Genomic DNA, 23,996 nt, shown 5'->3' with positions numbered 1-23,996 from the left:
TTCACCCACCTTTACAGGCTGGCCGGCGCAAACGACGCTGGCAAAGCCTGAGCCTGACCGGTTTTTCCATGAACACCAGTCTCCGGTTTTATCAACGCAGATGCATCGCTTTTATCTACTTTCTGAGCAGCGTCCTCCAAACGATCCTCCAGAGCAAAAATGTGGCTAAACATGTCTAGCGCCTCATTTCCCTGCTTTTGGACAGCCAGTTCCTTAACCCGATTGATCGGATCATGCATCATCTGATTCAGCATACTTTTCGTCAAGCGGCTTATCACTTTACGCTGCCGTTCATCCAGCTCGGGAAGCTTGTTATACAAGCTTTCCAGCGTATCCTGATGTATAGACTCCGCTTTTTCCTGTAATGCACGAATCACCGGACGCACTCCCATCGTTTTCAACCATTGATAAAACTCGCTAAGCTCATCTTCGATCATATGCTCGATTTTTGCAGCTTCAGTACGACGCATTTCCAGGTTGCTCTCCACGATCCCTTCCAGATCATCAATATCATATAGGAAAACATTCTGCAATTCGCCAATAGCCGGATCCAAATCGCGCGGAACCGCGATATCAATCATAAACAAAGGACGAGACTGACGACGTTTCATACTGGCTTCGACACGGTTGCGATCCAGAATATACCCCTGAGCACCAGTCGAGCTAATCACAATATCCACATCCGACAACCGATTCATGCCTTCCTCCATCGTAACTGGTGTTCCATTAAACTTGGAGGCCAGATCCTCGGCGCGGGACAAAGTTCGATTTGCTACAATAACCTCGGCAGCTCCGCCGCTGTACAAATGCTTAACGGTAAGCTCACTCATTTTACCAGCACCGAGGATTAATACCTTTTTATCCGTAAACATCCCGAAAATCCGTTTGCCCAGCTCAACGGCTGCATAGCTAACAGATACGGCACTTTCTCCAATAGACGTCTCCGAATGGGCACGCTTGCCCAATGTGACGGCCTGCTTAAATAGCATATTAAACCACGTTGCTGTAATTTTCTGAGATTGAGCCTGGAGAAAAGCATTCTTTACCTGACCCAAAATTTGTGTTTCTCCGATGACCATGGAATCCAGACCACAAGTCACACGGAACAAATGCCGAATTGCCTGCTCGTCTTCATATATATATAAATGTTGTGTAAACTGATCACGAGGAATACCAAACCATTGCTCCATAAAACTGCGTATAAAATAACCGCACATGTGAAGGCGGTCGACCACAACATATATTTCAGTCCGATTGCAGGTTGCGACAACTACGCCCTCCAACACACTTTTGGTAAGTTTGAGTTGCTCCAGCGCTTTTGGCAAATCCTGTTCTGCAAATGTAAACCGTTCTCTGACTTCCACAGGCGCCGTACGATAATTCAACCCAACAACGACGATGTGCATTGTAAAATTCACCTGCCTAAACTGTAATAAGAATACTCATTGTTATCATAAACTATGTTAATTATATCACAGAAGTCCGAATCCCCTTCGGCTGTTTTATGAATTGTTTATGAAAATTGGATAGCTTTCATAAACATCCAGCACGTTCTGTATGATTTAGTTTAGTTTGAACTACTTTTAAAACAAATAACCATGGAATTGTTCCATGGTTATAATATAGGACGCACAAAAGGCTCCATAAAAAAAGATTTATACCAACTCAGCCAACTTGCACTTCGGTGATTCCACCTGAAGTTCTCCCAAGCCGCGAATTAGCTTCTTCGCATATGTTTTTTTCGGTTTTAGAACGGATACCAGGTAATCAATAGCCAGCTGCGGATCAACAGTCTCACCGCAAGTATAGCAATCAATAGCGGCAAACCCTCTCTCAGGATACGTATGAATAGAGAGATGACTCTCCGACAACAGTACAAGCACGGTAGCTCCCTGTGGTTCGAATTGCTTGGATTGAACGGACATCACCGTTGCTCCGCAAGCTTCAGCAGCTTCAACTAATTGAGCCTCCAGAAACTGCGCATCATTCAGTAATTCAAACTCAACACCCCAAGTATCTACGGCAACGTGTCTTCCGAAAGTTGAGTATTCCAATTCCATCTTTCGGTTCCCCCTTCCTAGGAATAAAATGTTTGAAAAAAATTTCATCCGCTAGGACCTACGTCATTCACTTCCCGAGGGATAACCTCTCGCAACATTCAATGTCCTGAGTGAATCCTGGTTCCTATATTCATTTTCAACGAGATTAAAAATAACATCTATGTGCAGCAAATGCAATCATTTTTTTGGAATAAAAAAGCCCCTTTCGGCAAAGAAAGGGACTACACTGTATAACAATTCATTCCATATATTCAGCCTTTTAAGCTTCCAGTGCAAATAATTTGGAGCAACTCATCCGAAGCTTATCGTCAATCTGTTCCAGCTCAGAGAAAGTACGCGCCAAATTCCGCTCGTCAAGTAACGAATTAATGAGGTTGTATATATCTGCTATTTCATTTTCGACGTTCTGATGTTGAAAAAGCTGTTGCAGTTCTTGCACTGTATTTCTATATTCAAACACCAGCCTAGAGCCTTCCGCATTCTTTTCCATAATTTTGCGGACCGCACCTTCATTATAAAAATACACCATAGTGAATCCTTGATACATGCGGTAAACAATACCTTCACCCTTAAAGCGAACAAATAGTTGGCGTATAAACAGAGTTAGCTGTGGATGAACTAAGCGGCAAGTTAATTCACAAACAAACGCTCCCTCTTTGGCTTCAAAAAATAAATGAACTTCCTCACCCGCAATATGCTCTAGAACGATTTCCTGTCTTCCGTTATCCAGAACTTTAATGCGGTAATGCACCTGGGGATCATCCACTGCCTGCAAAAATTCGTCCATTTGGGTTTCTGACAAGGTCAAAGTGGTTTTTACATACTCTGTGGCTAACCGCTGTGCCATACCAATCTCCTCAATTCTTTCCTGAACCTTTAGTGTAAGCTTTATACTTTATTATACATCAGTCCTGTTGCGCTTTCTTGCGTATCAAATCATAAATATCCGCCATTCATCGAAAATAAACGGAAAATACCGGAATCGCAGCTGTATTATCCTCCATATGCTCACTTTTATGCTTAAATCCCACGATTTCCTTTGTTTATTATATATTATTCCTACCTTTTTAGTAAGTTTAATGTTTTTGAATCCAACATCATAAAAAAAAGGCGTCCTTAAGGACGCCCCTAACCTTACAATTCCGTCTGCTCATCGTCGTCATTCTCGATATAACTGGAGATGACCGACCACAACTCTTCCTTGCCCATACCTTCTTCGGATGAAAAGGGGATAAACAAACCCCCGGGAAGTATTCCAAGTTCCTGCTTGATTACCTTATAGTGCTTTTCTCGACGTGTTTTAGGGATTTTATCTGCTTTTGTACCTACAACACAGACAGGGAGCCCGTTATGGCGCAGCCAGTCGTACATCATGATATCATCCTTGGACGGTGGGTGGCGCAAATCTACCATTTGTAGCACCAGCTTGAGCGGCTCACGTTCCAGCAAATAAGACTCAATCATTTGTCCCCAAGCCTTACGTGACGTTTTGGATACCTTAGCATAACCGTAACCGGGAAAATCGACAAAATAGAGCTCATCATTAATCCGGTAATAATTGAGTTGCTGAGTTTTACCCGGCGTAGAACTGGTACGCGCCAAATTTTTACGGTTAATCATCCGATTAATCAGTGATGATTTTCCAACATTGGAGCGCCCCGCCAGAGCAATCTCTGGCAAAGCGTCCACAGGAAACTGATCCGGACCAACCGCACTTATTATAAATTCTGCTTTTGTTACTTTCATTGTGTCTTTAATTCCTCTCTAATGTACCCTTGCCTGCTCAACCAAAGCATGCTTTAACACCTGATCCATATGGGCAACGGGGACAAATTCAACATCCTGCCGGATACTGTCGGGAATATCCTTCAAATCCCGTTCATTATCTTTGGGAAGCAGAATTTTTTTGTAACCTGCCCGATGGGCAGCCAGCGATTTTTCTTTCAAACCACCAATCGGCAATACGCGACCGCGCAGGGTAATTTCGCCCGTCATCGCTACATCCTTGGATACATGACGGTTGGTCAAAGCCGAAATTAATGCAGTAGCAATCGTGATTCCGGCAGATGGACCATCCTTCGGAATTGCTCCCTCAGGAATATGAATATGGATATCATTTTTCTCATAGAAATCCAATTCGATGCCCAGATCGACTGCTTTGGAACGAGTGTAGCTGAATGCCGCCTGCGCGGATTCTTTCATAACGTCTCCTAGTTTACCCGTAAGGATCAGTTTCCCGCTCCCAGGCACGACCGTCACTTCAATCATCAGTGTTTCACCACCGACCTCTGTCCACGCCAAGCCTGTAACCGTACCGATCTGATCCTCCAGTTCTGCTACACCGTAACGGAATTTGGCGATACCCAAATAATCTTTCAAATTATCCGGTGTGATTTCAATCGGCCCTTCGCCACCGGATACAACTGACTTCGCCGCCTTGCGGCATAGAGAAGCCATTTGCTGTTCAAGATTACGCACACCAGATTCACGGGTATATTCACGAATGACACGCAGCAGCGTATCCTCCCCAATAACCAACTGTTCCTCTCCCAAGCCATGCTCTCTCTTCTGCTTGGGCAGGAGATACCGATTGGCGATTTCCAACTTCTCCAGTTCGGTGTAGCCGGGAATATAGAGCGTCTCCATACGATCCATCAGCGGACGCGGGATATTATGTGCAGCATTGGCTGTCGTTACAAACATCACGTTGGACAGATCAAACGGCAATTCAACAAAATGGTCACTGAACGTGTTGTTTTGTTCAGGATCGAGCACTTCGAGCAATGCCGCCGATGGATCGCCCCGGAAGTCGGAGGCCATTTTATCAATCTCATCCAGCAAAAAGACTGGATTAGATGTTCCTGCGGTCTTCATTCCCTGAATAATCCGACCCGGCATCGCGCCAACATAAGTCCGGCGGTGACCACGGATTTCCGCTTCATCCCGCACACCTCCGAGAGAGATGCGGACAAATTCCCGTCCCATGGATTTGGCAATCGAGCGAGCCAGCGAGGTCTTGCCGACTCCTGGCGGACCTACGAGACACAGAATGGGTCCCTTAATGGTCTTCACCAGTTTGCGCACAGCCAAATACTCCAACACCCGCTCCTTGGGCTTATCCAGCCCGTAATGGTCGTTATCGAGTATTTCTTCTGCTTTGACAATATCAAGATCATCATCGGTGAACTTGTTCCACGGCAAGCTTAACAGCCAATCGACGTAATTGCGGATGACACCACCCTCGGCAGAGCTTGCCGGCATTTTTTCCAGACGGTCAATTTCCTTTTCGACCTTCTCCTTCACCGGAACCGGCAACTCTCGTTCACTTAGCTGGTTGCGTAGTTCTTCAACTTCTCCTGCGCGACCTTCCTTCTCACCAAGTTCCTTCTGAATCGCCTTCATTTGTTCACGCAGATAATACTCCTTCTGCGTCTTTTCCATCTGCTTCTTCACACGCTGGTTGATTTTACGTTCCAACTCCAGCACTTCACGCTCATTGTTCAAAATATCTAGAAGCTTCTCCAGACGCTGAGTTACGTCGATCGTCTCCAATATATCCTGCTTTTCCTTAATTTTGAGCGTCAAATGGCTTGTGATCACATCAGCCAGGCGTCCTGGCTCCTCAATATCAGATACCGCAGCGAGAGTCTCCGGTGTTACCTTTTTGGACAAATTGATATAATGCTCGAACTGAGTTAATACAGTGCGCATAAGCGCATCCGTTTCAGGCTGTACATTTTCTGCCTCGTGCAGTTCCTTCGCCATTACCTCGTAATATTCTTCATTGTCCGTATATTGAATAATCTCAGCACGTTCCAGCCCTTCCACCAATACTCGAATGGTTCCGTTGGGAAGCTTGAGCATTTGGCGTACTTTGGCTACCGTGCCGACTCGAAAAATATCCTCTTGTGTGGGTTCTTCAATATTAACTTCTGATTGAGAACACAGGAGAATCAAATTGTCTTCAACCATCGCTTTTTCCAAAGCCTTGACCGATTTTTCCCGGCCCACATCGAGATGCAGAACCATGCTCGGGTAAACCAGAAGTCCTCTTAAAGGCAGCAAAGGAAAACGACGACCTTTTGTCTTGGTGGGTCCCATCGCTTTCGCACCTCCAGTGATTCTCAGGTTCCGGATTTTACAATCCTCACGTTGCTATCTTTCATATTTTATCAAATGTTTTATAAAAAAACCAATGAAAGACTAGTTCATTAGCAAGATCCTGTATCTGAAATCGTCCCATTATGCGTTCCATCCGCCTGTAACAAGGAAGACTGGGATGGGCGAAAAGTCTCAATTGGCGCATGTACAGGCGCATCCGTCGTCATCTCTTCTCCGAACACATGACGGAACACTTCGGTCACCGACTGTACAGGGATGACTTTAAGGCCTTCAATGCTATCAAAAAGAGCTTGCCAGTTGTCCTGTGGAATGATCACTTTTTTGGCACCAGCCTGAAAAGCAGCTTCGACCTTGGCTAATACGCCGCCAATCGGCTTGACTCGGCCATGGATGCTAATCTCGCCAGTCATGGCAATTTCATGATCCACCGGAATTCCCCGCATTGCAGAAGCAATAGCTGTTGCCATTGCAATCCCTGCCGACGGACCATCTACTGGTGTCCCCCCAGGAAAATTGATATGCAAATCGTAATTGGAGGGGGATAAACCGAGCGTACGCAAAACAGTCAGAACATTTTCTACAGAGCCTTTAGCCATGCTCTTACGACGCAGTGTTCGGGAGTTACCTCCGATCTCTTCTTCATCCACAACACCCGTAATATTATAGCTTCCCTTTCCTTCGGGAACCGGAACCGCAGTAACTTCAATTTCCAGCAGCATCCCCATGTTCGGACCGTATACGGCTAATCCGTTAACGAATCCGATTTGCGGCAAGCCCGGTATTTTCCGATCAGGACGGGGTTGAATTTGGCTGCTACCCGCTACCCATTCCACGTCCGAAGCATCGAGTCGTTCCCTTTTCTCGGTAAGTGCCAAACCAGCAGCAAGCTGGATCATATTGACTGCCTCCCGGCCGTTGGTCGCGTAACGCTGTACAACCTCTACTGCCTCTGGACAAGGGCCAAAGCCTAGCTTGTGTACAGCATCTTCAGCAATACGAGCAATCTCCTGCGGCTGCAGGGCACGGAAATAAATTTCCATGCACCGGGATCGAATAGCAGGTGGCAGCTCATGCGGTGAACGGGTCGTCGCACCAACCAAGCGGAAATCCGCTGGCAAACCGTTTTGAAAAATATCGTGAATGTAAGCAGGCGTATGCGAATCTTCTGAATTGTAATATGCACTTTCCAAAAATACCTTTCGGTCCTCCAGCACTTTCAACAGCTTATTCATCTGCGTTGGATGCAGCTCGCCAATCTCATCAATAAACAGCATCCCTCCATGAGCCTTCGTTACAGCTCCGGGTTTAGGTTGAGGGATACCTGCTACACCCATCGCTCCTGCCCCTTGGTAGATTGGATCATGTACTGAACCAATTAACGGGTCCGCAATACCACGCTCGTCAAAACGGGCCGTTGTGGCATCAATTTCCGTGAATTTAGCATCCCCTTTGAACGGGGAGGACTGATTCTTCTTGGCCTCTTCCAGCACCACACGTGCGGCAGCCGTTTTCCCTACACCAGGGGGGCCATAAATAATGACATGCTGCGGATTCGCACTGCATAACGCCGCCTTGAGCGCACGTAGCCCGTCCTTCTGACCGACGATATCCTGTAACGTGGCAGGACGTGTGCGTTCAGCTAGCGGCTTAGTAAGTGAAATAGAGCGCAATTTGCGCAACTTATCCAATTCTTTCCGAGATTCCCGATCCACCGCACTACGGTTCGTTTTCTGGCTCCGTAGAAGGTTCCAGAAATACAGACCAATAACAATCCCGAAAAACATTTGCACCAATAACAATATCATAGTCAAGTCCATCGTATTCCCTCCGTTTCTCATCTCAGCAATTTGAAAATGCTGTTCTATGAAAGACAGTATTTCCTTTTCCACGAGAGCTAAACGGCTGTCTTTCAAAAGATCAGAGAGAAATACAAAAACACCGCGAAGAACAGTTCTGTAGCAGAGCTGCTCTCCACGGTGTTTAAACAATGACAATAGTTTATGATTATACCTATTTTAAAATAACCGCTTATGCCTACACTTTCTCGGCAGTGTGACGCTCTTCACGTCCGGGTATTTTACCTGTTTCCTCATAAGCTTTGACGATGATATCAATTTCTTTTTTCAATTCGTCAACCATTTCAGCCTCAGGGACTTTGCGAATCATCTTTCCATAACGGAACAATAGACCTTCTCCGCGTGCTCCGGCAATTCCGATATCAGCTTCCTTCGCTTCACCCGGGCCGTTAACTGCACACCCTAGTACAGATACTTTAATCGGCACCTTGAGTTTTGCAATGTAATCCTCTACCTCGTTCGCAATAGAGAACAGATCAATATCCAGACGCCCACAAGTCGGACAAGAAATCAATGTAGCTGCGTTCGTGATCAACCCAAACGTTTTGAGCAACTCCCGTGCTACCTTCACTTCTTCTACCGGATCGGCACTTAGCGAAATACGCATGGTGGACCCGATACCTGCTGCCAACAGAGCTCCCATACCTGCCGCGCTTTTAACCGTTCCAGTAAAGAGTGTACCGGCTTCGGTGATGCCCAAATGGAGGGGATACTTAATAATTTCAGCTGCCTTCGTGTAAGCGGCAATCGCCATTGGAACGTCAGAAGCCTTCAGTGATACGATAATATCATGGAAATCAAGCTCTTCCAGTATCCCGATATGGTACAGTGCACTTTCTACCATCGCTTCTGGCGTAGGGTAGCCATACTTATCCAGTAAATGCTGTTCCAATGATCCGGCGTTTACACCAATCCGAATCGGAATCCCCTTTTCTTTACATGCCTTAACGACAGCTTCCACTTTTTCACGTCGTCCAATGTTGCCTGGGTTAATGCGAACCTTGTCAATCCCATTTTCAATTGCCAGTAGAGCCAGCTTGTGATTAAAGTGAATATCTGCAACCAGCGGAATATGAATCCGCTTCTTAATTTCTTTAATAGCTGCGGCAGCTTCCTCATTGTTGACGGTAACCCGCACTATCTGACATCCGGCTTCTTCCAAACGAAGAATCTCGGCTACTGTAGCTTCCACATCTGCCGTCTTGGTTGTACACATGCTTTGGATGATGACTTCATTGCTGCCGCCAATCGTCAGATTCCCGACTTGAACGGGACGTGTGTCTTGTCTTAAGAACATATACTTTTCTCTCCCATTAACGCCAAACCTCCACCCCATAAAACCTCATACAGGTTTCGTGAAGTGGAGATCTGGCTTCTCATGTTGTAGAGATCGCGAAGTATCAATCCTTAGGCGCTCTCTTCTTGTTTTTTATCCTTATCTGTACCACCGAGTTCCGGTGCAATTTTGTCTTTTACTACCTGCTCGTTGATGACGCAAGTCGTCACATCATCACGGGAAGGAACTTCGTACATAACGTCAAGCATAATACCTTCAATAATTGCGCGAAGGCCACGAGCACCCGTGTTACGCTTGATCGCCTCACGAGCAATGGCTTCCAGAGCATCTTGTTTAAACTCCAGCTGCACATTGTCCAGTTCCAGCATCTTCTGGTATTGCTTGGTCAACGCATTTTTCGGTTCAGACAAAATACGAACCAATGTCTTCTCATCAAGTGGCTCCAGCGTCGAAATGACTGGCAAACGTCCTACGAATTCCGGAATCAGACCGAACTTCAACAGATCCTCAGGCAATACCATGGAGGTATATTCGCCTGGTTTCAGATCTTTTTGTTCACTAGTCGCGTTAAAGCCGATGACCTTCTTACCGATACGACGTTTGATCATTTGCTCCAGACCATCAAAGGCACCGCCACAAATGAACAGGATATTCGTAGTATCAATTTGAATGAATTCTTGATGTGGATGCTTGCGACCGCCTTGCGGAGGTACAGAAGCAACCGTGCCTTCCAAAATCTTAAGCAATGCTTGCTGTACACCTTCACCCGATACGTCACGCGTAATGGACGGGTTTTCAGATTTACGAGCTACTTTATCAATTTCGTCAATGTAGATAATGCCGCGTTCTGCTTTTTCTACATCATAATCGGCAGCTTGAATCAGTTTCAGCAAAATGTTTTCAACGTCTTCACCCACATAACCCGCTTCCGTAAGGGAAGTGGCATCTGCGATAGCAAATGGGACGTTCAAAATTTTAGCCATGGTTTGCGCAAGCAACGTTTTACCCGAACCTGTAGGTCCAAGCATCAAAATGTTACTTTTTTGCAGTTCCACATCATCAATTTTGTTTTGTGTATTAATACGTTTGTAGTGATTATACACCGCAACAGACAATGATTTTTTCGCTTGATCCTGACCAATAACATATTGGTCCAGAATTTCACGGATTTGCATTGGTTTTGGAATGTCTTTCAGATCTACTTCTTCTTCATGACCCAATTCTTCCTCCACAATTTCCGTGCACAACTCGATGCATTCATCACATATATATACGCCCGGTCCGGCAACAAGCTTGCGAACCTGATCCTGAGATTTACCGCAGAAAGAACATTTTAATTGTCCTTTTTCATCATTAAATTTAAACATAGAGCCACCCCTTTACAGATTAATCGGTTTAGACAGCACCTGGTCAATGATACCGTATGCTTTTGCCTCTTCCGCTTCCATGAAGAAATCCCGGTCAGTATCACGTTCGATTTTTTCGAGGGGCTGACCTGTACGCTCCACATAGATTTGATTCAGCTTGGCACGTGTTTTGATAATCCAGTCCGCATGAATCAGCATGTCGGAGGCTTGCCCCTGAATGCCGCCGAGCGGCTGGTGGATCATAACTTCACTATTGGTAAGTGCATATCTTTTGCCTGGTGCACCAGCTGTGAGCAATAAAGAACCCATACTAGCAGCCATACCTACACAAATCGTCGATACATCCGGCTTAATGAATTGCATTGTATCATATATACCCATGCCTGCAGTAACAGAACCGCCTGGCGAGTTAATGTACAAATTAATGTCCTTCTCCGGGTCTTCCGCAGAAAGGAACAATAGCTGTGCAATGACGAGATTGGCGACATCGTCATCAATCGGGCCACTTAGGAAAATGATGCGATCCTTAAGCAACCGCGAGTAAATATCGTAAGATCGTTCTCCTCGATTCGTTTGTTCCACAACCATAGGGACGAGACTCATCACGACCAACCTCTTTTCTTTATTAAAATGAACACCTGTATTCATCCGCTTCCTTATGTCCCATTAAAACGGAAGCGGCAATCATGAAACGTGAACACCTTACAAAATATTTTAACATGTTCAGAGTCTCGTGTCATATTTGCCTGCTCATATATGAAGTGCAGGCTATTTACAGACACCCTGCCGAGACCTTCTCATATTTAACCATGTTTCGTATGTATGTGCAAATGTACGGTAGTGACTTATGTAAAACAGAAAACACCATTCACAGCGCTTTCCATAAACGACTAAAATTTGGGTTGTCTAAGGTAAAAATAAGGCACGTAACTTTCACTACGTGCCTTATCCTTATCTAATTACTACGTTGCAGCCTGTTATAGCCTACACCGTATATTTTATCGTTTAAATTACTCAGCAGCTGCAGCTGGCGCTTCAACTTCTTTGCTGTTTTCCACCAGCAAAGCGATTGTTTTGCGCAGGGAGATCTCTTCTTTCAAGTTAGCGAACGAGCCGTTACTTTCCAGAATGCTGCGGATCTCTTCTACAGAACGTTTGTAAGTGTCAGCCATGTTTTGCAGTTCTTCATTAATTTCCGCTTCGGAAACTTCGATGTTTTCTGCTTTAGCCACTTGCTCCAGCACGAGGTTGTTGCGTACGCGCTTCTCAGCATCTGCTTTCATTTGCTCTTCCAGGTCTTCTTTGCTTTGACCGGAGAAGCCGAGGAACATTTCAAGGTTCATGCCTTGGCTGCGCAGACGGTTGTCGAAATCGCGAACCATGTTTTGCACTTCACTCTTGACCATTGCTTCAGGAATGTCGATTGTTGCATTTTCAGCAACTTTCTCCACTACAGCGCCCTCACGAGCTGCTTTAGCTTCGTTTTCTTTGCGCTCCAGCAATTGCTTTTTCAAGTCTTCCTTGAATTCAGCAAGTGTGTCAAATTCACTTACATCTTTAGCAAATTCATCGTCCAATTCAGGAAGAACTTTGCGTTTCAGTTCATGAACTTTCACTTTGAATACAGCTTGTTTACCAGCGAGGTCAGCAGAATGGTAGTTCTCAGGGAACGTTACTTCAACGTCCTTGGAATCACCAGTGTGCAAACCAATCACTTGGTCTTCAAAGCCAGGGATGAAGGTATTGGAACCCAGTTCCAGAGAATACTTCTCAGCTTGTCCACCTTCGAATTGTACGCCGTCTACGGAACCGTCGAAGTCAATGATAGCTGTATCGCCGGATTGAGCAGCATCTTCATCAACAACAACCAATTCAGCATGACGTTGTTGCAGGCGCTCCAGCTCTTGAGCCAGTTCTTCGTCGCTTACTTCGTTTTTGCTTACAGGCACTTCTACGCCTTTGTAATCGCCCAAAGTTACTTCAGGTTTAACCGTAACTTTTGCTTTGAATTTGAAAGATTCACCTTTAGCAAATTGATCAATTTCAACATCAGGGCTATCTACTGGGAAGATGTCTGTTTGCTCTACAGCTTGGCTGTATGCTTCTGGCAACAGGAAGTCAATTGCATCCTGGTACAGACTTTCAATACCATAACGTTTTTCAAAGATAGGACGTGGTACTTTACCTTTACGGAATCCTGGTACACTTACTTGTTTAACCACTTTATTAAAAGCTTTGTCGAGTGCAGCGGCTACACGATCCGCGTCTACCTCAACTTCAAGAACCCCAAGGTTCTTCTCTATTTTCTCCCAAGTTGCTTTCATTTTATGCTTTCCCCTCCAACAAAATCTTCACTTAGTTTTCATTACAATCAACGCACACAAAATAACCACTATAGTATATCTAACATTACTGTCTTTTTCAAGGGCAGCCCTTGAATGCTTTAACAGGTAAACGTTTCCGGTCATTAAGGAGTGTTCATTCCCGCCGCGACGAATAATCGCATCGACCGATACGCTTGCTCAAAACGGAAGCGTAGTGCATCTGTAATGCCATATATAGCGCGGGTTTCTTCCTCATTATTGTTCCCGTTCAAACTTTCCGAAACGGTCTGATGGAGTGCTGCTGCCCAAATATCCGGCATCCCGTCCTCTTCCACCAACATTGATCTATAATCTTTCGTACCGTACACTGCCATCACAAACTGTGACCATAGCTCCTGTGCAAAATAGAATAGTGTAGGCTCATGCACTTCAGTCTGGTCAGCTACCCGTTCCAAAATACGCATAATCGCCTCTGGAAACTCATCGGGCTGTAACGGAACCGTTTCAATATCGATTTCCGTCTTTTCATCACCCCGTCTGATTTCTATCGTCCCTTCCATTCCACGGCGTCTCATTGTCTGTAGAACACGGAATTGGAGAAGAGGATGGATTTCCCGTTCAGTAATCCAGCGAAGCAAGGCATCGTCGATCTCCGGCAGTTCCAAGTAGGATAGCTGTTCCAAAGCTAGAATCGTCTGTTCGGATAACGGTTGATCCATAGCCATCTGCAAAAGCTTGTTACCGTAGCCTGCATCCTGTTCCTGCTTAAAGCGTGCATGACGGCGAGCCAACTCAACTTCACTGACTTCGTCTTCTTCCACATTGTCCGTTGCCGCCCCGCTGTCAGCGTACTGTGGAAATGCAGCTTCCAGCCATTGTAACAGAGCGTTCCATTCATCGTATTGTTTCTGCTCCTGTCCCTGACACTGCATCAAAAAACGCAGCATCGCCATCGCCTCTCCGTAACGTTCGTTCTCAAGCATCACCGTAAGTTGAATTTGATAGTAGTCCAGTGTCTTCGGAAACAATACGATATTATTTTCTTTTGTCGTCACCTTGGAGTCCTTTATTTTCAAGGCACCCCCTCTCCTCCGCAAGCTAAAGTATTTGTAGATTATATGAGAAACAGCAGCCGAAGTTCAACCACTCGTCTTCAACATATTCACCTGTATTCTAACATACCCTTTTATAAGGCAAAAAAAACGATGTGTATTCTGAATTTATGTGGTGTAGAGCCCAAATAAGCGATATATGCAAAATAAGACTTGTATCTTTTTCATCCATATGATATATTAGTATTCGCTTGAATTTTATGTCCCAGTAGCTCAGCTGGATAGAGCAACGGCCTTCTAAGCCGTCGGTCGGGGGTTCGAATCCCTCCTGGGACGTATAGCCGAAGCTTCCTGTTTAGGAAGCTTTTTTTATTTTCCAGCGAAATAGGACCCACTGTGGATGTTGGAGCCTAGCATCGTATTACAACCTATTTTAATGTAGAAAAGGCTGTTTCCGCAGCGCTGTTTGAGCGCTTGTCTGGGACAGCCTTTTATCGAGGGTATACCATTACACCGCTTGACTGCGTAGAGTAGTAAGGAGTTTAATCAAATGAAATTAATATCTTGGAATGTAAATGGCTTAAGAGCCTGTGTAACCAAAGGATTTTATACTTATCTAAAAGAAACGAATGCTGATATTTTTTGCGTACAGGAAACGAAGCTTCAAGAAGGACAAATCCTCATGGAGAACATGGAGGAATACGCTCAATACTGGAATTACGCTGAGAAAAAAGGGTACTCCGGCACAGCTATTTTCACCAAAATCAAGCCGCTCTCTGTGCATTATGGACTTGAAGAAAATGAAGAGCCAGAGGGTCGAACTATTACACTAGAATTCGAAAAATTTTACCTCGTCAATGTGTACACACCAAATACGAAACGAGACTTATCGCGATTGCCATACAGACTGGAATGGGAAGACCGTTTTCGCAGCTATCTGCAACAACTAGACGCTCAGAAGCCTGTCATCATTTGCGGAGACTTGAACGTGGCTCATCAGGAGATCGACCTTAAAAATGCTAAAGCCAACTACGGTAATGCTGGCTTCACGCCCGAGGAACGAGACCGCATGTCACAGCTGCTCAACGCCGGATTTATAGATACCTTCAGATATTTTTATCCTGATCGGACAGATGTTTATTCCTGGTGGTCCTACATGCCAAAGGTGAGGGAACGGAATATCGGCTGGCGGATTGATTACTTCCTCGTCTCAGAGAGGCTTCGTCCGCTATTAATGGATGCGAGTATTGATTGCCATATTACAGGCAGTGACCACTGCCCTGTTATATTGGATTTGCAAGATATTTCTGCATAGATCCCCTACCTGACGCAAGTATTTTATAAAATTAAAAAGCCGTCATGCTCTGTTTTACAGCATGACGGCCTACATAAATTGAAGCTATTGCTAACTTGCACCTGGTTTTCTGTTTAAAACCCGTTCTTCTCCATCATTTGCTTGAACCACAGCGCACTTTGTTTGGGGGTCCGTTCCTGCGTCTCGTAATTGATATGTACAATACCAAAACGCTTGCTATATCCCCAGGCCCATTCAAAGTTATCAAAGAAAGACCAGACAAAATAGCCCTTGAGCTGACCTCCCTCCCGCATAAAGCGATGACACGCCTTTAAATGCTCTTCAATATAGCGCTGACGCCCGGTATCTTCAATCTGTCCATTCACCAGTTCATCCTTCATCGCTGCTCCATTTTCCGTAATCAGAATGGGTAAGCCCTTGCTAAAATCCTTTTCAATCCGCGTCAGCAGCTTATAAAAGGATTCAGGGTGAATCTCCCATCCCATGTCTGTTACTGGCTCCTCCATGTGAATCTGCTCCACTTGCAGTAGCGAAGCGTCGTTAGTTGCTCGAATGACGCTGCGGGTATAATAGTTAATGCCTACAAAATCTCCCGGTTGCTGAATCAGCTCCAGATCACCAGGCTGTACAAAATCCAATCCATTCAGATACGTTCCGTACCATTCCACCATATCTTCAGGATACTTTCCGTTAAACAATGGCTCAGCAAACCAACGATTAATAAAGCCATCCCTTCTGGCGGCAGCAGCTATGTCCTCGGGTCGCTCGGAAGCGGCATCCACATGTTCCATGTTTAGCGTAATGCCAATTTTACCTGTTAATCCTTTTTCCTTGTGCAAATTGATCGCAATCCCATGACACATCAAAATATGATGGGCGGCAGTAAAGGCTTCTTTCCAGTTCTCATGCCCAGGGGCATGCTCCCCTGTACCATATCCCAAAATAGAAGCGCAATAAGGCTCGTTTATCGTATTCCACCAGTTTATTCGCTGGCCAAATCGGTCCATGATTACAGAGGCATACGTTTTAAAATGTTGGATAATCTCTCGCTGCGTCCATCCACCTTCGTCCTCAATCCACTGCGGTAAATCCCAGTGATACAGAGTCAGCATTGGAATTAGCCCGGCCGACTCAAGCTCATCCAGCAGATGCTCATAGAAGAGCAGCCCTTGTTCGTTGACCACGCCGGGCGCGGGCATAATGCGCGGCCAAGCCACAGAAAAACGATAATGTAAAAAACCAAGCTGTTTCATTAATTGCACGTCTTCTTTAAAGCGGTGAAAATGGTCACAAGCCACATCTCCACAATCCTCTTCGATCACCTTCCCGGGAATTTGACAGAAAGTATCCCAAATGGAGGGCGTTCTACCGCCCTCATTTGTGCCACCTTCAATTTGATAGGAAGAGGTTGAAGTTCCCCACATAAACGTATCAGGAAATACAAAGATATTCTCGCTCATACTCGGTACCTTCCTTTCAGAAATAAAGACTTCACAGCTCCGGCCATTGCACCGCCGACAATAAAGCGCTGGAGGAAAATATGCAAAATAACCAGTGGTAAATGCATTCACTTTTACGAAATCGGTTTAGTTAATTACAGCTACTATTATGTATCGAATAACCTGTATTTGTAAATAGAGAATTATGAAATATCAAAAAAATATAATCACCGTTAAATTATCGTTCTTACTCCTTAAAATATTAGGATAAATCCTTTATTAACTCTGTTGACTCCCATCTATGAGGTAGCATAGAATACGAGTAATCATTGAATTTGAAATACAAAGTCAATTCAACTAAATCAGTTTAGTTGTGGAGGATTCCATGAATATAAAAACAATAGCTAGTATGGCAGGCGTTTCAGTAGCGACGGTTTCGAAAATCATAAACAATTACACAGATATCAGTGAGGAAACCCGGCAGCGAGTACTTAAAATTATGGAGGAAACAGGCTATAGACCTTCCTCCTCGGCTAAAACACTTGCTACCAAAAAATCCAATCTGGTAGGCGTTATATTCGCTGGCAAGCTGAATGTCGATTTTAGTCATCCTTTTTTTGTGGACATCATTAATGTTTTCAAAAAGCAGATTGGCTTGCTCGGTTATGACCTGCTGTTTTTTTCAAATGAAAAATTTCTGGATAATGGAGAGGACTATTTGGCTCGCTCGAAATATTTTTCAGTGGACGGGTGCATTATTATTGCTGGAGACGAAGTGGAGAAAAGTGTTTTCGATCTCGACGCCAGTCCTATCCCCTGCATCGGTGTCGATATTGAGCTAACCGGAGCCAGTTCCTGCTACATTATGTCCGACAATCAAAAGATCTCAATGAAGGTTGTTGAGCACTTTTACATGAATGGATACCGCGAGATGGGTTTTATAGGCATTGAACGCCCCTCCTTGGTTATTAAAGAGAGAGAGGAAGCGTTTATCGCTTCACTAAAGAGGTTTAGCCTTGATTTCAGACCTGAATGGATCGTGTATGGTAAGGACTATGCGGCAGAGGATGGATACCAGATTGCGAAGGCGTGGATACAGCAAGGAGATTTACCAAGAGCTGTTTTTGCGGCTACCGACCTGCTTGCCCTTGGTGCCATCCGTGCTTTTAAGGAAAGCGGCTTGAGGGTACCCGAGGATATTGCTGTAGTAGGCTGTGATGATATTGAAGCCTGTCGTTATACCGATCCTCCATTGACGACTGTAAAACAAGACAAGCAAAAAATAGGTCGTCTAGCCGCCATGGTGCTGTTTGACCTGATGAATAAACAAATGGATACGAAATGTATTAAAGTAGAGCCCGAACTAGTCATTCGTACCTCTTGCGGAGCCCGGCAAAATTGGAACCATACGAGGATCAAGGGATAGCATATACCTCAAAAAGGTGACTCCTGTTGAATTTAGAAGTCACCTTTTTACAGTTTAAATATATTGAGCCTCTTCGTTTAAGCTATTACTTATAGGCCATCGTTGCATTCACGGCCTTTTTCCAGCCTTCATACAGGCTGTCACGTGTTGCTTCATCCATCGTAGGGGTAAAGGAAGTTTCCACCCTCACTCGCTTACGAAGTTCATCTGTACTCTTCCAGTATCCAACCGCCAAGCCTGCCAGACATGCGGCACCCAGCGCTGTTGTCTCATGGATGACCGGCCGTTCCACCGTCGCATCCAGAATATCGCTCTGGAATTGCATCAGAAAATTGTTCAACACAGCTCCACCATCCACTCGCAACATCTTCACCGTAATACCTGAGTCAATCTCCATGGCTGTAAGCACATCCTTGGTCTGATAAGCGAGCGACTCCAAGGTGGCGCGGATAAAATGCTCTTTTGTGGTTCCCCGCGTCAGACCGAACATCGCTCCGCGCACCTCGCTATCCCAGTAGGGGCTGCCTAGTCCGACAAAAGCGGGTACAAGATACACCCCTTCTGTAGAGGAAACACGGGCCGCATAAGGCTCACTGTCCTTCGCCTCACGGAACATGCGCAGCCCGTCTCGCAGCCACTGGATCGCCGAGCCCGCAACAAACACACTCCCCTCGAGTGCGTATTGCACTTTGCCTTCCCCCAGTCCCCAAGCGATGGTCGTGATCAGACCGTGCTTGGATTCAACAGGCTGATCCCCCGTATTCATCAGCATAAAGCAGCCTGTGCCGTAAGTGTTTTTGATCATTCCTTTTTCATAACAAGCCTGACCGAACAAGGCTGCCTGCTGGTCACCTGCTGCACCAGCGATCGGTACATTCTGACCAAAAAAATGATAATCCACGGTGTGCGCATATACCTCGGAAGAGGGCCTTACCTCAGGCAGCATGATTTTTGGAACACCCAGAATGTCCAGCAGCTCTTCATCCCACTTGAGCTCGTAAATATTGTACATCAGCGTTCTGGCCGCATTGGAGTAGTCTGTTACATGAGCCTTTCCGCCGGATAGTTTCCAGATTAGCCACGAGTCAATCGTACCGAATAACAAGTCACCTCGTTCCGCCTTTTCCCGCGCGCCTTCTACATGATCCAGTATCCACTTTACTTTAGTGCCTGAAAAATACGGGTCGATCAATAACCCTGTTTTGCTGTGAAACAACTCCTCATGCCCTTGCCGCTTCAATTCTTCGCAAATATCCGCGGTTTGGCGTGATTGCCATACGAGTACGTTATACACGGGTAATCCTGTATTTTTGTCCCACACGACCACCGATTCACGCTGATTGGTAATGCCGATGGCAGCAATTTGGTTTGCTTTTACACCCGATTCGGAAAGACAGGAGGCAATAACGCCCAGAATAGAGCTCCAGATTTCATTCGCATTCTGCTCTACCCAGCCGGGGTGAGGAAAATATTGCGGAAATTCCCGCTGGGCTGAGTACACCACATCTCCTTCGCTATTGAACAAAATCGCTCTTGAACTTGTCGTTCCCTGGTCTAGTGACAAAATATATTTTCCCATGTTCATCTCTCCCCGTGTAAATCCATCGTTTTTACGCTGTTAGCTTATGATTCATTTTATGATTTTTATAAGTACGACTGATACGGAAGGTAATCAAGAGTACAACCACGATGACCCCTAATAAAATCCAGAAAGCCGGAGTCACACTTCCCTTAAAAACGGCCTGATAAAATGGCCCTGCGAAAGATCCCCCCAATAGCGGTCCTACAATGGGCACCCATGCATATTTCCAGTTGGATGCTCCCTTGCCGGGAATCGGTAGCAAATAATGCATCAGACGCGGTCCAAAATCCCTCACTGGATTGATGGCATAACCCGTTGTACCTCCAAGGGATAAACCGATACTGACAACCAAAAAACCAACAATCAGCGGTTTCAGGCCGTCTGTAAATGAATTGGCACCAAACGACAGTAAGGCAAGGACAAAGATAAAAGTACCTATCATTTCACTAAGTACGTTGGCAAACGGATGATCAATAGCTGGTCCTGTCGCAAATACACTGAGTTTGGTTGCTGCGTCCTCCGTCTCTTTCCAGTGGGGCCAATAATGCAAAATGACGATCACTGCACCCGCCATGGCCCCAAAAAGCTGGGCCACAATATAGCCGGGAACATCCTGCCATGGAAAACTACCCTGAAATGCCAACGCGAGTGTAACTGCCGGATTCAAATGCGCTCCGCTGATTTGACCCACCGCATACACCGCAATAGCTACCGCGAGCCCCCACCCCATTCCGATCACAATCCAGCCGGAAGCGTGAGCAAATGACTTTTTCAGGGACACCCCTGCGCACACTCCGCCACCTAGGGCAATAAGAATCATTGTCCCTATGAATTCGGCTGCGTATGGCGACATACAACCAACCTCCTCAATAGATCCTCCGATTTTGATCGTTTTCATCGCGCAAAAAAAGAAAAGCCATCACAAACCAACCCTGTGCTGTACATGGGATGTCTGCGTGGCTCTCTCGTCTCCGTCACGATTATTAACTTAAATTTGATATTATATAAGCATGTAAGCGATGTCAACTGCGGATTTACGTCTTTTAGTATTCTAAAATAATCGTTGACCATGTTAGATTGCGCGATTTATGATGTAAAAAAATGGATGGACGTAAGGATTTCAGGATGAATACGACACTCCCAAACTTGATGAAGAAGGGAAGAATGTTATGCTGAAATTTCTACAAAAAATCGGCAAGTCGTTAATGCTTCCAGTAGCTACTTTACCCGCCGCAGGGATTTTGCAAGGGCTAGCTCTCATTAATTATGAAACGGACATTCCGCTTGGTCCTGGAGTGGGTGGATTTCTGAATCATTATGTCACTCCTTTTCTGAACGAAGGGGCGGGTGCCATCTTCGGCAACCTGGCGCTCATTTTCTCGATCGGTGTTGCCATTGGCCTGGCAGGCGACGCGGTAGCCGCACTTTCGGCAGTCATTGCTTACTTGGTGCTGACCCGTATTTTGGCGGCCGTACCAGGTATATTTGCGTATATTCCAGACGACGTCAAGCTGGACATGGGCGTATTGGGTGGTATTTTTATCGGCGGATGGTCTGCTTACCTGTTCAAAAAATATCACAATATTCAGCTTCCAGATTGGCTTGGCTTTTTTTCGGGCAAACGTTTTGTCCCCATGATTACCGCCTTCACGACCATGATTCTAGCCATTCTGCTCGGCATGATCTGGAGTCCGATACAAGATGGAATTGCAGCCTTCGGCAACTGGATTGTCGGCTTTGGCGGAATCGGGTCAATGGTGTTTATGATTGCCAATCGGCTGCTGATCCCGCTCGGTTTGCATCATGTGTTGAACTCGATCGCATGGTTTCAAATTGGTGACTATACCAATGCTGCAGGTGAAGTTGTTCATGGTGACCTGACGCGTTTTTTCGCAGGTGATACATCGGCAGGTATGTTCATGTCTGGCTTCTTCCCCATTATGATGTTCGCTCTGCCGGCGGCGGCTCTCGCATTCATCCATACGGCCAAACCGGAAAAACGTAAAGCTGTCGCTTCCATTTTTATCGGTTCTGCGCTAGCGTCGTTCCTGACCGGGATTACTGAGCCCCTCGAATTTTCGTTTATGTTCATTGCACCATTGCTTTACGGCGTTCATGCTCTGCTGACAGGGCTGAGCGGTCTGGTCGTATACCTATTAGATGTCAAACTCGGCTTTTCTTTTTCAGCAGGTCTCATTGACTATCTGGTCAATATGAAACTCTCCACTCACCCTTTGCGAATGATCCCGATCGGGCTTGTCTTCGCCTTCGTGTATTATTTTCTATTCCGCTTCATCATTCTCAAATTCAACCTAAAGACTCCCGGGCGTGAAGACGATGTAGATGACAATCTCCTATCTGAGGCTAACGAATCCATACCCCACGGAAAGGCAAGCACCCTATCCGACACTCAGTCCAGTCATGCAGACAAGGTCCTAACCTATCTCGGCGGTTCAGACAACATCCAAAGCATTGATGCCTGTATCACACGGCTACGCCTTGTCGTCAAAGACGACAAAGTGGTTAACGATCAAGCTCTTAAGCAGCTCGGAGCGTCAGGAATTATCAGGCTTGGGAACGGTACCCTGCAGGTTATTTTCGGTACTCGGTCCGAAACTCTGAAAGATGAGATACAACGATTGATGTCATGAAGCTAATCCCCTGACTTAAACACGTGCGATCTTCCTATAACAGACGCACGTGCTTTTTTTATGGATAAACGTTTCAAATTTTTTGTTTTTGGTTAAGGCAATGCACATAAATGGGTAACAGCTTCATATGATGGAGCTAAACCATTTTACAACTTGTTCAGTAGGCAGATTATTCAGACAGCAAGGAGGGAAATGACGTGAAGACAGTACAATGGCTGATATTATGTCTTGCTTTTCTCACTATGATTAGTGGTTGTAGTGGGTCCCTGTCCTCTGAAGGCCAATCATCTGAAACTAATTTGTCAAACGGAAAAAAGATAACGCTTACATTGTGGTATTGGAATCGTTCTATTGATGATGAATTGCTCGCCCAGGCGGAAAAACAGTTCCCCGACATTGAATTAAAAACTCAAAAAATAGGCGGTGACTTTAAAGCCAAACTGAAGACAACGCTCGCAGCTCGTTCCGGTGAACCAGACATCGTAGCTCTGAACGACTGGATGGTGGAGCTGTTCCCCAGTGCAGATCGTTTTTATGATTTAAGGGAACTCGGAGCAGATCGCCTGAAGGATCAATATTTGGAATGGAAATGGAATCAGGGGATCACTCCTGATGGTAAAATGATTGCATTTCCTATGGATACTGGGCCCACCGCCCTCTTCTATCGTAGCGACCTGTTTGAACAGGCGGGCTTACCTAGTGATCCTGAACAGGTCAGTTCCTCTATCCGTACATGGGATGATTACATGGCAGCCGGAGAACAACTTCGTCAGAAATTCGGAAGTCGTTCGTTTTTGGCTGATAATATTGTAAACGTTTACAATCAAGTGCTTGCTCAGCATACGAACCTATACTTCAAGCCGGACGGAAGTTATGTCGGCAATCAATCTCCTGACATCCGCCTAGGCTGGAAAACCGCTGTGGATTTCCATAGGAAGCATCTGCTCGCCAATGCGGATGGCTGGACTCCCGAATGGAACGCTTCGGTCAATAACGGTAAAATCGCCTCGTTCGTAGGGGCAATCTGGATGAAGCAAGTTCTCACAGAGGCTGCACCGGATACAGCAGGCAAATGGAGAGTCGCTCGGGCTCCTGGAGGAGACGGCAATCTGGGAGGTTCTTTCATCTCTATCCTCAAATCCAGCCAACACCCCAAAGAAGCCTTTGAAGTCCTGACCTGGCTGCAAAACCCGGAACACCAACTGGAAGCCTACCACAAAATCGGGCTGTTCCCATCCACTCCCGGCGTCTATGACGATCCAGTCATGGAGACACCCGAGCCTTTCTTTGGTGGTCAGGCCACTGGTCTCATTTTTGCCGCCTCCGCACGTCATGTGAAAAGCAGCTATTTCGGCGAGCGCTATCCTGTCATCCATGGCATAGTGACCCGCCGCCTTTCCAATGTGGCCAAACAAGATGCCGATCCCGACGCATTATGGTCGGAAACGATGCAACGAATTGAACGGGAATTACAGCGGTAAAAAACAAAATCCAAAAAAGGCGTG

The 23,996-nt window shown here is 45.7% G+C and carries 18 protein-coding genes and 1 tRNA gene; 5 read left to right on the top strand and 14 right to left on the bottom strand.

The features are described 5' to 3' along the window. Positions 1-11: 11 nt before the first annotated feature. The 11 genes from hemA to BN1546_RS17325 form a co-directional block, all read right to left on the bottom strand. The gene (gene hemA, locus BN1546_RS17375; RefSeq protein ID WP_090738419.1) at positions 12-1,406 is read right to left on the bottom strand and encodes a glutamyl-tRNA reductase; all 1,395 of its coding nucleotides are present in this window, start codon (positions 1,404-1,406) and stop codon (positions 12-14) included. Between the two features lie 249 nt (positions 1,407-1,655). Further along, positions 1,656-2,054: an adenosylmethionine decarboxylase gene (gene speD / locus BN1546_RS17370; protein WP_025678464.1), complete on the bottom strand. Its 399-nt coding sequence runs from the start codon at positions 2,052-2,054 to the stop codon at positions 1,656-1,658. A 265-nt stretch (positions 2,055-2,319) separates the two neighbouring features. Then, positions 2,320-2,907: a hypothetical protein gene (locus BN1546_RS17365; protein WP_058830510.1), complete on the bottom strand. Its 588-nt coding sequence runs from the start codon at positions 2,905-2,907 to the stop codon at positions 2,320-2,322. Between the two features lie 287 nt (positions 2,908-3,194). After that, positions 3,195-3,806, bottom strand: a complete 612-nt coding sequence (yihA, locus tag BN1546_RS17360) for a ribosome biogenesis GTP-binding protein YihA/YsxC (RefSeq protein ID WP_058712261.1) — start codon at positions 3,804-3,806, stop codon at positions 3,195-3,197. Positions 3,807-3,824: 18 nt separating this feature from the next. Continuing rightward, positions 3,825-6,161: an endopeptidase La gene (gene lon, locus BN1546_RS17355; protein WP_025678468.1), complete on the bottom strand. Its 2,337-nt coding sequence runs from the start codon at positions 6,159-6,161 to the stop codon at positions 3,825-3,827. 110 nt (positions 6,162-6,271) lie between these two features. Further along, entirely contained in the window at positions 6,272-7,999 is a 1,728-nt protein-coding gene (gene lonB / locus BN1546_RS17350) for an ATP-dependent protease LonB (RefSeq protein ID WP_016324658.1), read from the bottom strand. A 217-nt stretch (positions 8,000-8,216) separates the two neighbouring features. Further along, positions 8,217-9,335 (bottom strand): flavodoxin-dependent (E)-4-hydroxy-3-methylbut-2-enyl-diphosphate synthase, encoded by a 1,119-nt coding sequence (gene ispG, locus BN1546_RS17345; protein WP_013372694.1) that lies wholly within the window; start codon positions 9,333-9,335, stop codon positions 8,217-8,219. Positions 9,336-9,445: 110 nt separating this feature from the next. Then, a complete protein-coding gene (gene clpX, locus BN1546_RS17340) occupies positions 9,446-10,702 on the bottom strand; it encodes an ATP-dependent protease ATP-binding subunit ClpX (RefSeq protein WP_013372695.1) in 1,257 nt (418 codons plus the stop codon). Between the two features lie 12 nt (positions 10,703-10,714). Further along, positions 10,715-11,305, bottom strand: a complete 591-nt coding sequence (gene clpP / locus BN1546_RS17335) for an ATP-dependent Clp endopeptidase proteolytic subunit ClpP (protein ID WP_016324659.1) — start codon at positions 11,303-11,305, stop codon at positions 10,715-10,717. 407 nt (positions 11,306-11,712) lie between these two features. Next, entirely contained in the window at positions 11,713-13,026 is a 1,314-nt protein-coding gene (gene tig / locus BN1546_RS17330; RefSeq protein WP_013372696.1) for a trigger factor, read from the bottom strand. A gap of 143 nt (positions 13,027-13,169) precedes the next feature. After that, complete coding sequence (locus BN1546_RS17325; RefSeq protein ID WP_025678472.1) at positions 13,170-14,102, bottom strand: hypothetical protein; 933 nt, start codon at positions 14,100-14,102, stop codon at positions 13,170-13,172. 238 nt (positions 14,103-14,340) lie between these two features. Between BN1546_RS17325 and BN1546_RS17320 the strand changes: the two genes are divergently transcribed. Together BN1546_RS17320 and BN1546_RS17315 are read left to right on the top strand one after the other, a co-directional pair. Next, positions 14,341-14,414: transfer RNA gene (locus BN1546_RS17320), tRNA-Arg, on the top strand. Positions 14,415-14,628: 214 nt separating this feature from the next. Beyond that, positions 14,629-15,393: an exodeoxyribonuclease III gene (locus tag BN1546_RS17315; RefSeq protein ID WP_025678474.1), complete on the top strand. Its 765-nt coding sequence runs from the start codon at positions 14,629-14,631 to the stop codon at positions 15,391-15,393. A 113-nt stretch (positions 15,394-15,506) separates the two neighbouring features. On the opposite strand, the gene BN1546_RS17310 is transcribed toward BN1546_RS17315, so the two are convergent. After that, a complete protein-coding gene (locus tag BN1546_RS17310; protein WP_090738418.1) occupies positions 15,507-16,853 on the bottom strand; it encodes a GH1 family beta-glucosidase in 1,347 nt (448 codons plus the stop codon). 364 nt (positions 16,854-17,217) lie between these two features. Between BN1546_RS17310 and BN1546_RS17305 the strand changes: the two genes are divergently transcribed. Next, positions 17,218-18,258, top strand: coding sequence for a LacI family DNA-binding transcriptional regulator (locus BN1546_RS17305; protein ID WP_090738417.1), 1,041 nt, complete (start codon positions 17,218-17,220; stop codon positions 18,256-18,258). Between the two features lie 85 nt (positions 18,259-18,343). On the opposite strand, the gene glpK is transcribed toward BN1546_RS17305, so the two are convergent. Beyond that, positions 18,344-19,837 (bottom strand): glycerol kinase GlpK, encoded by a 1,494-nt coding sequence (gene glpK, locus BN1546_RS17300; RefSeq protein WP_090738416.1) that lies wholly within the window; start codon positions 19,835-19,837, stop codon positions 18,344-18,346. A 31-nt stretch (positions 19,838-19,868) separates the two neighbouring features. Then, positions 19,869-20,693, bottom strand: a complete 825-nt coding sequence (locus BN1546_RS17295) for an MIP/aquaporin family protein (protein ID WP_058830506.1) — start codon at positions 20,691-20,693, stop codon at positions 19,869-19,871. A gap of 316 nt (positions 20,694-21,009) precedes the next feature. Here BN1546_RS17295 and BN1546_RS17290 point away from each other — a divergent pair, with 316 nt between their 5' ends. Then, on the top strand, positions 21,010-22,491 hold the full coding sequence (locus BN1546_RS17290; RefSeq protein WP_090738415.1) for a PTS transporter subunit EIIC: 1,482 nt from the start codon (positions 21,010-21,012) through the stop codon (positions 22,489-22,491). A gap of 197 nt (positions 22,492-22,688) precedes the next feature. Next, positions 22,689-23,972, top strand: coding sequence for an ABC transporter substrate-binding protein (locus tag BN1546_RS17285; protein WP_090738414.1), 1,284 nt, complete (start codon positions 22,689-22,691; stop codon positions 23,970-23,972). Positions 23,973-23,996 lie beyond the last annotated feature (24 nt).

The sequence above is a fragment of the Paenibacillus sp. Mc5Re-14 genome, assembly GCF_001049835.1.
Taxonomy (GTDB): Bacteria; Bacillota; Bacilli; order Paenibacillales; family Paenibacillaceae; genus Paenibacillus; species Paenibacillus polymyxa_C.
The sequence above is the reverse complement of the archived record's forward strand: the minus strand, read 5'-3'. Positions and strand labels throughout refer to the sequence as shown.

Bases quoted from the DNA above. Each gene is read 5' to 3' on its own strand.
- lon (WP_025678468.1), bottom strand. From the start codon at position 6,161: ATGGGACCCACCAAGACAAAAGGTCGTCGTTTTCCTTTGCTGCCTTTA.
- BN1546_RS17310 (WP_090738418.1), bottom strand. From the start codon at position 16,853: ATGAGCGAGAATATCTTTGTATTTCCTGATACGTTTATGTGGGGAACT.
- lonB (WP_016324658.1), bottom strand. From the start codon at position 7,999: ATGGACTTGACTATGATATTGTTATTGGTGCAAATGTTTTTCGGGATT.
- tig (WP_013372696.1), bottom strand. From the start codon at position 13,026: ATGAAAGCAACTTGGGAGAAAATAGAGAAGAACCTTGGGGTTCTTGAA.
- yihA (WP_058712261.1), bottom strand. From the start codon at position 3,806: ATGAAAGTAACAAAAGCAGAATTTATAATAAGTGCGGTTGGTCCGGAT.
- BN1546_RS17315 (WP_025678474.1), top strand. From the start codon at position 14,629: ATGAAATTAATATCTTGGAATGTAAATGGCTTAAGAGCCTGTGTAACC.
- clpP (WP_016324659.1), bottom strand. From the start codon at position 11,305: ATGAGTCTCGTCCCTATGGTTGTGGAACAAACGAATCGAGGAGAACGA.
- BN1546_RS17365 (WP_058830510.1), bottom strand. From the start codon at position 2,907: ATGGCACAGCGGTTAGCCACAGAGTATGTAAAAACCACTTTGACCTTG.
- BN1546_RS17290 (WP_090738415.1), top strand. From the start codon at position 21,010: ATGCTGAAATTTCTACAAAAAATCGGCAAGTCGTTAATGCTTCCAGTA.
- ispG (WP_013372694.1), bottom strand. From the start codon at position 9,335: ATGTTCTTAAGACAAGACACACGTCCCGTTCAAGTCGGGAATCTGACG.
- hemA (WP_090738419.1), bottom strand. From the start codon at position 1,406: ATGCACATCGTCGTTGTTGGGTTGAATTATCGTACGGCGCCTGTGGAA.
- BN1546_RS17295 (WP_058830506.1), bottom strand. From the start codon at position 20,693: ATGTCGCCATACGCAGCCGAATTCATAGGGACAATGATTCTTATTGCC.
- glpK (WP_090738416.1), bottom strand. From the start codon at position 19,837: ATGGGAAAATATATTTTGTCACTAGACCAGGGAACGACAAGTTCAAGA.
- BN1546_RS17305 (WP_090738417.1), top strand. From the start codon at position 17,218: ATGAATATAAAAACAATAGCTAGTATGGCAGGCGTTTCAGTAGCGACG.
- clpX (WP_013372695.1), bottom strand. From the start codon at position 10,702: ATGTTTAAATTTAATGATGAAAAAGGACAATTAAAATGTTCTTTCTGC.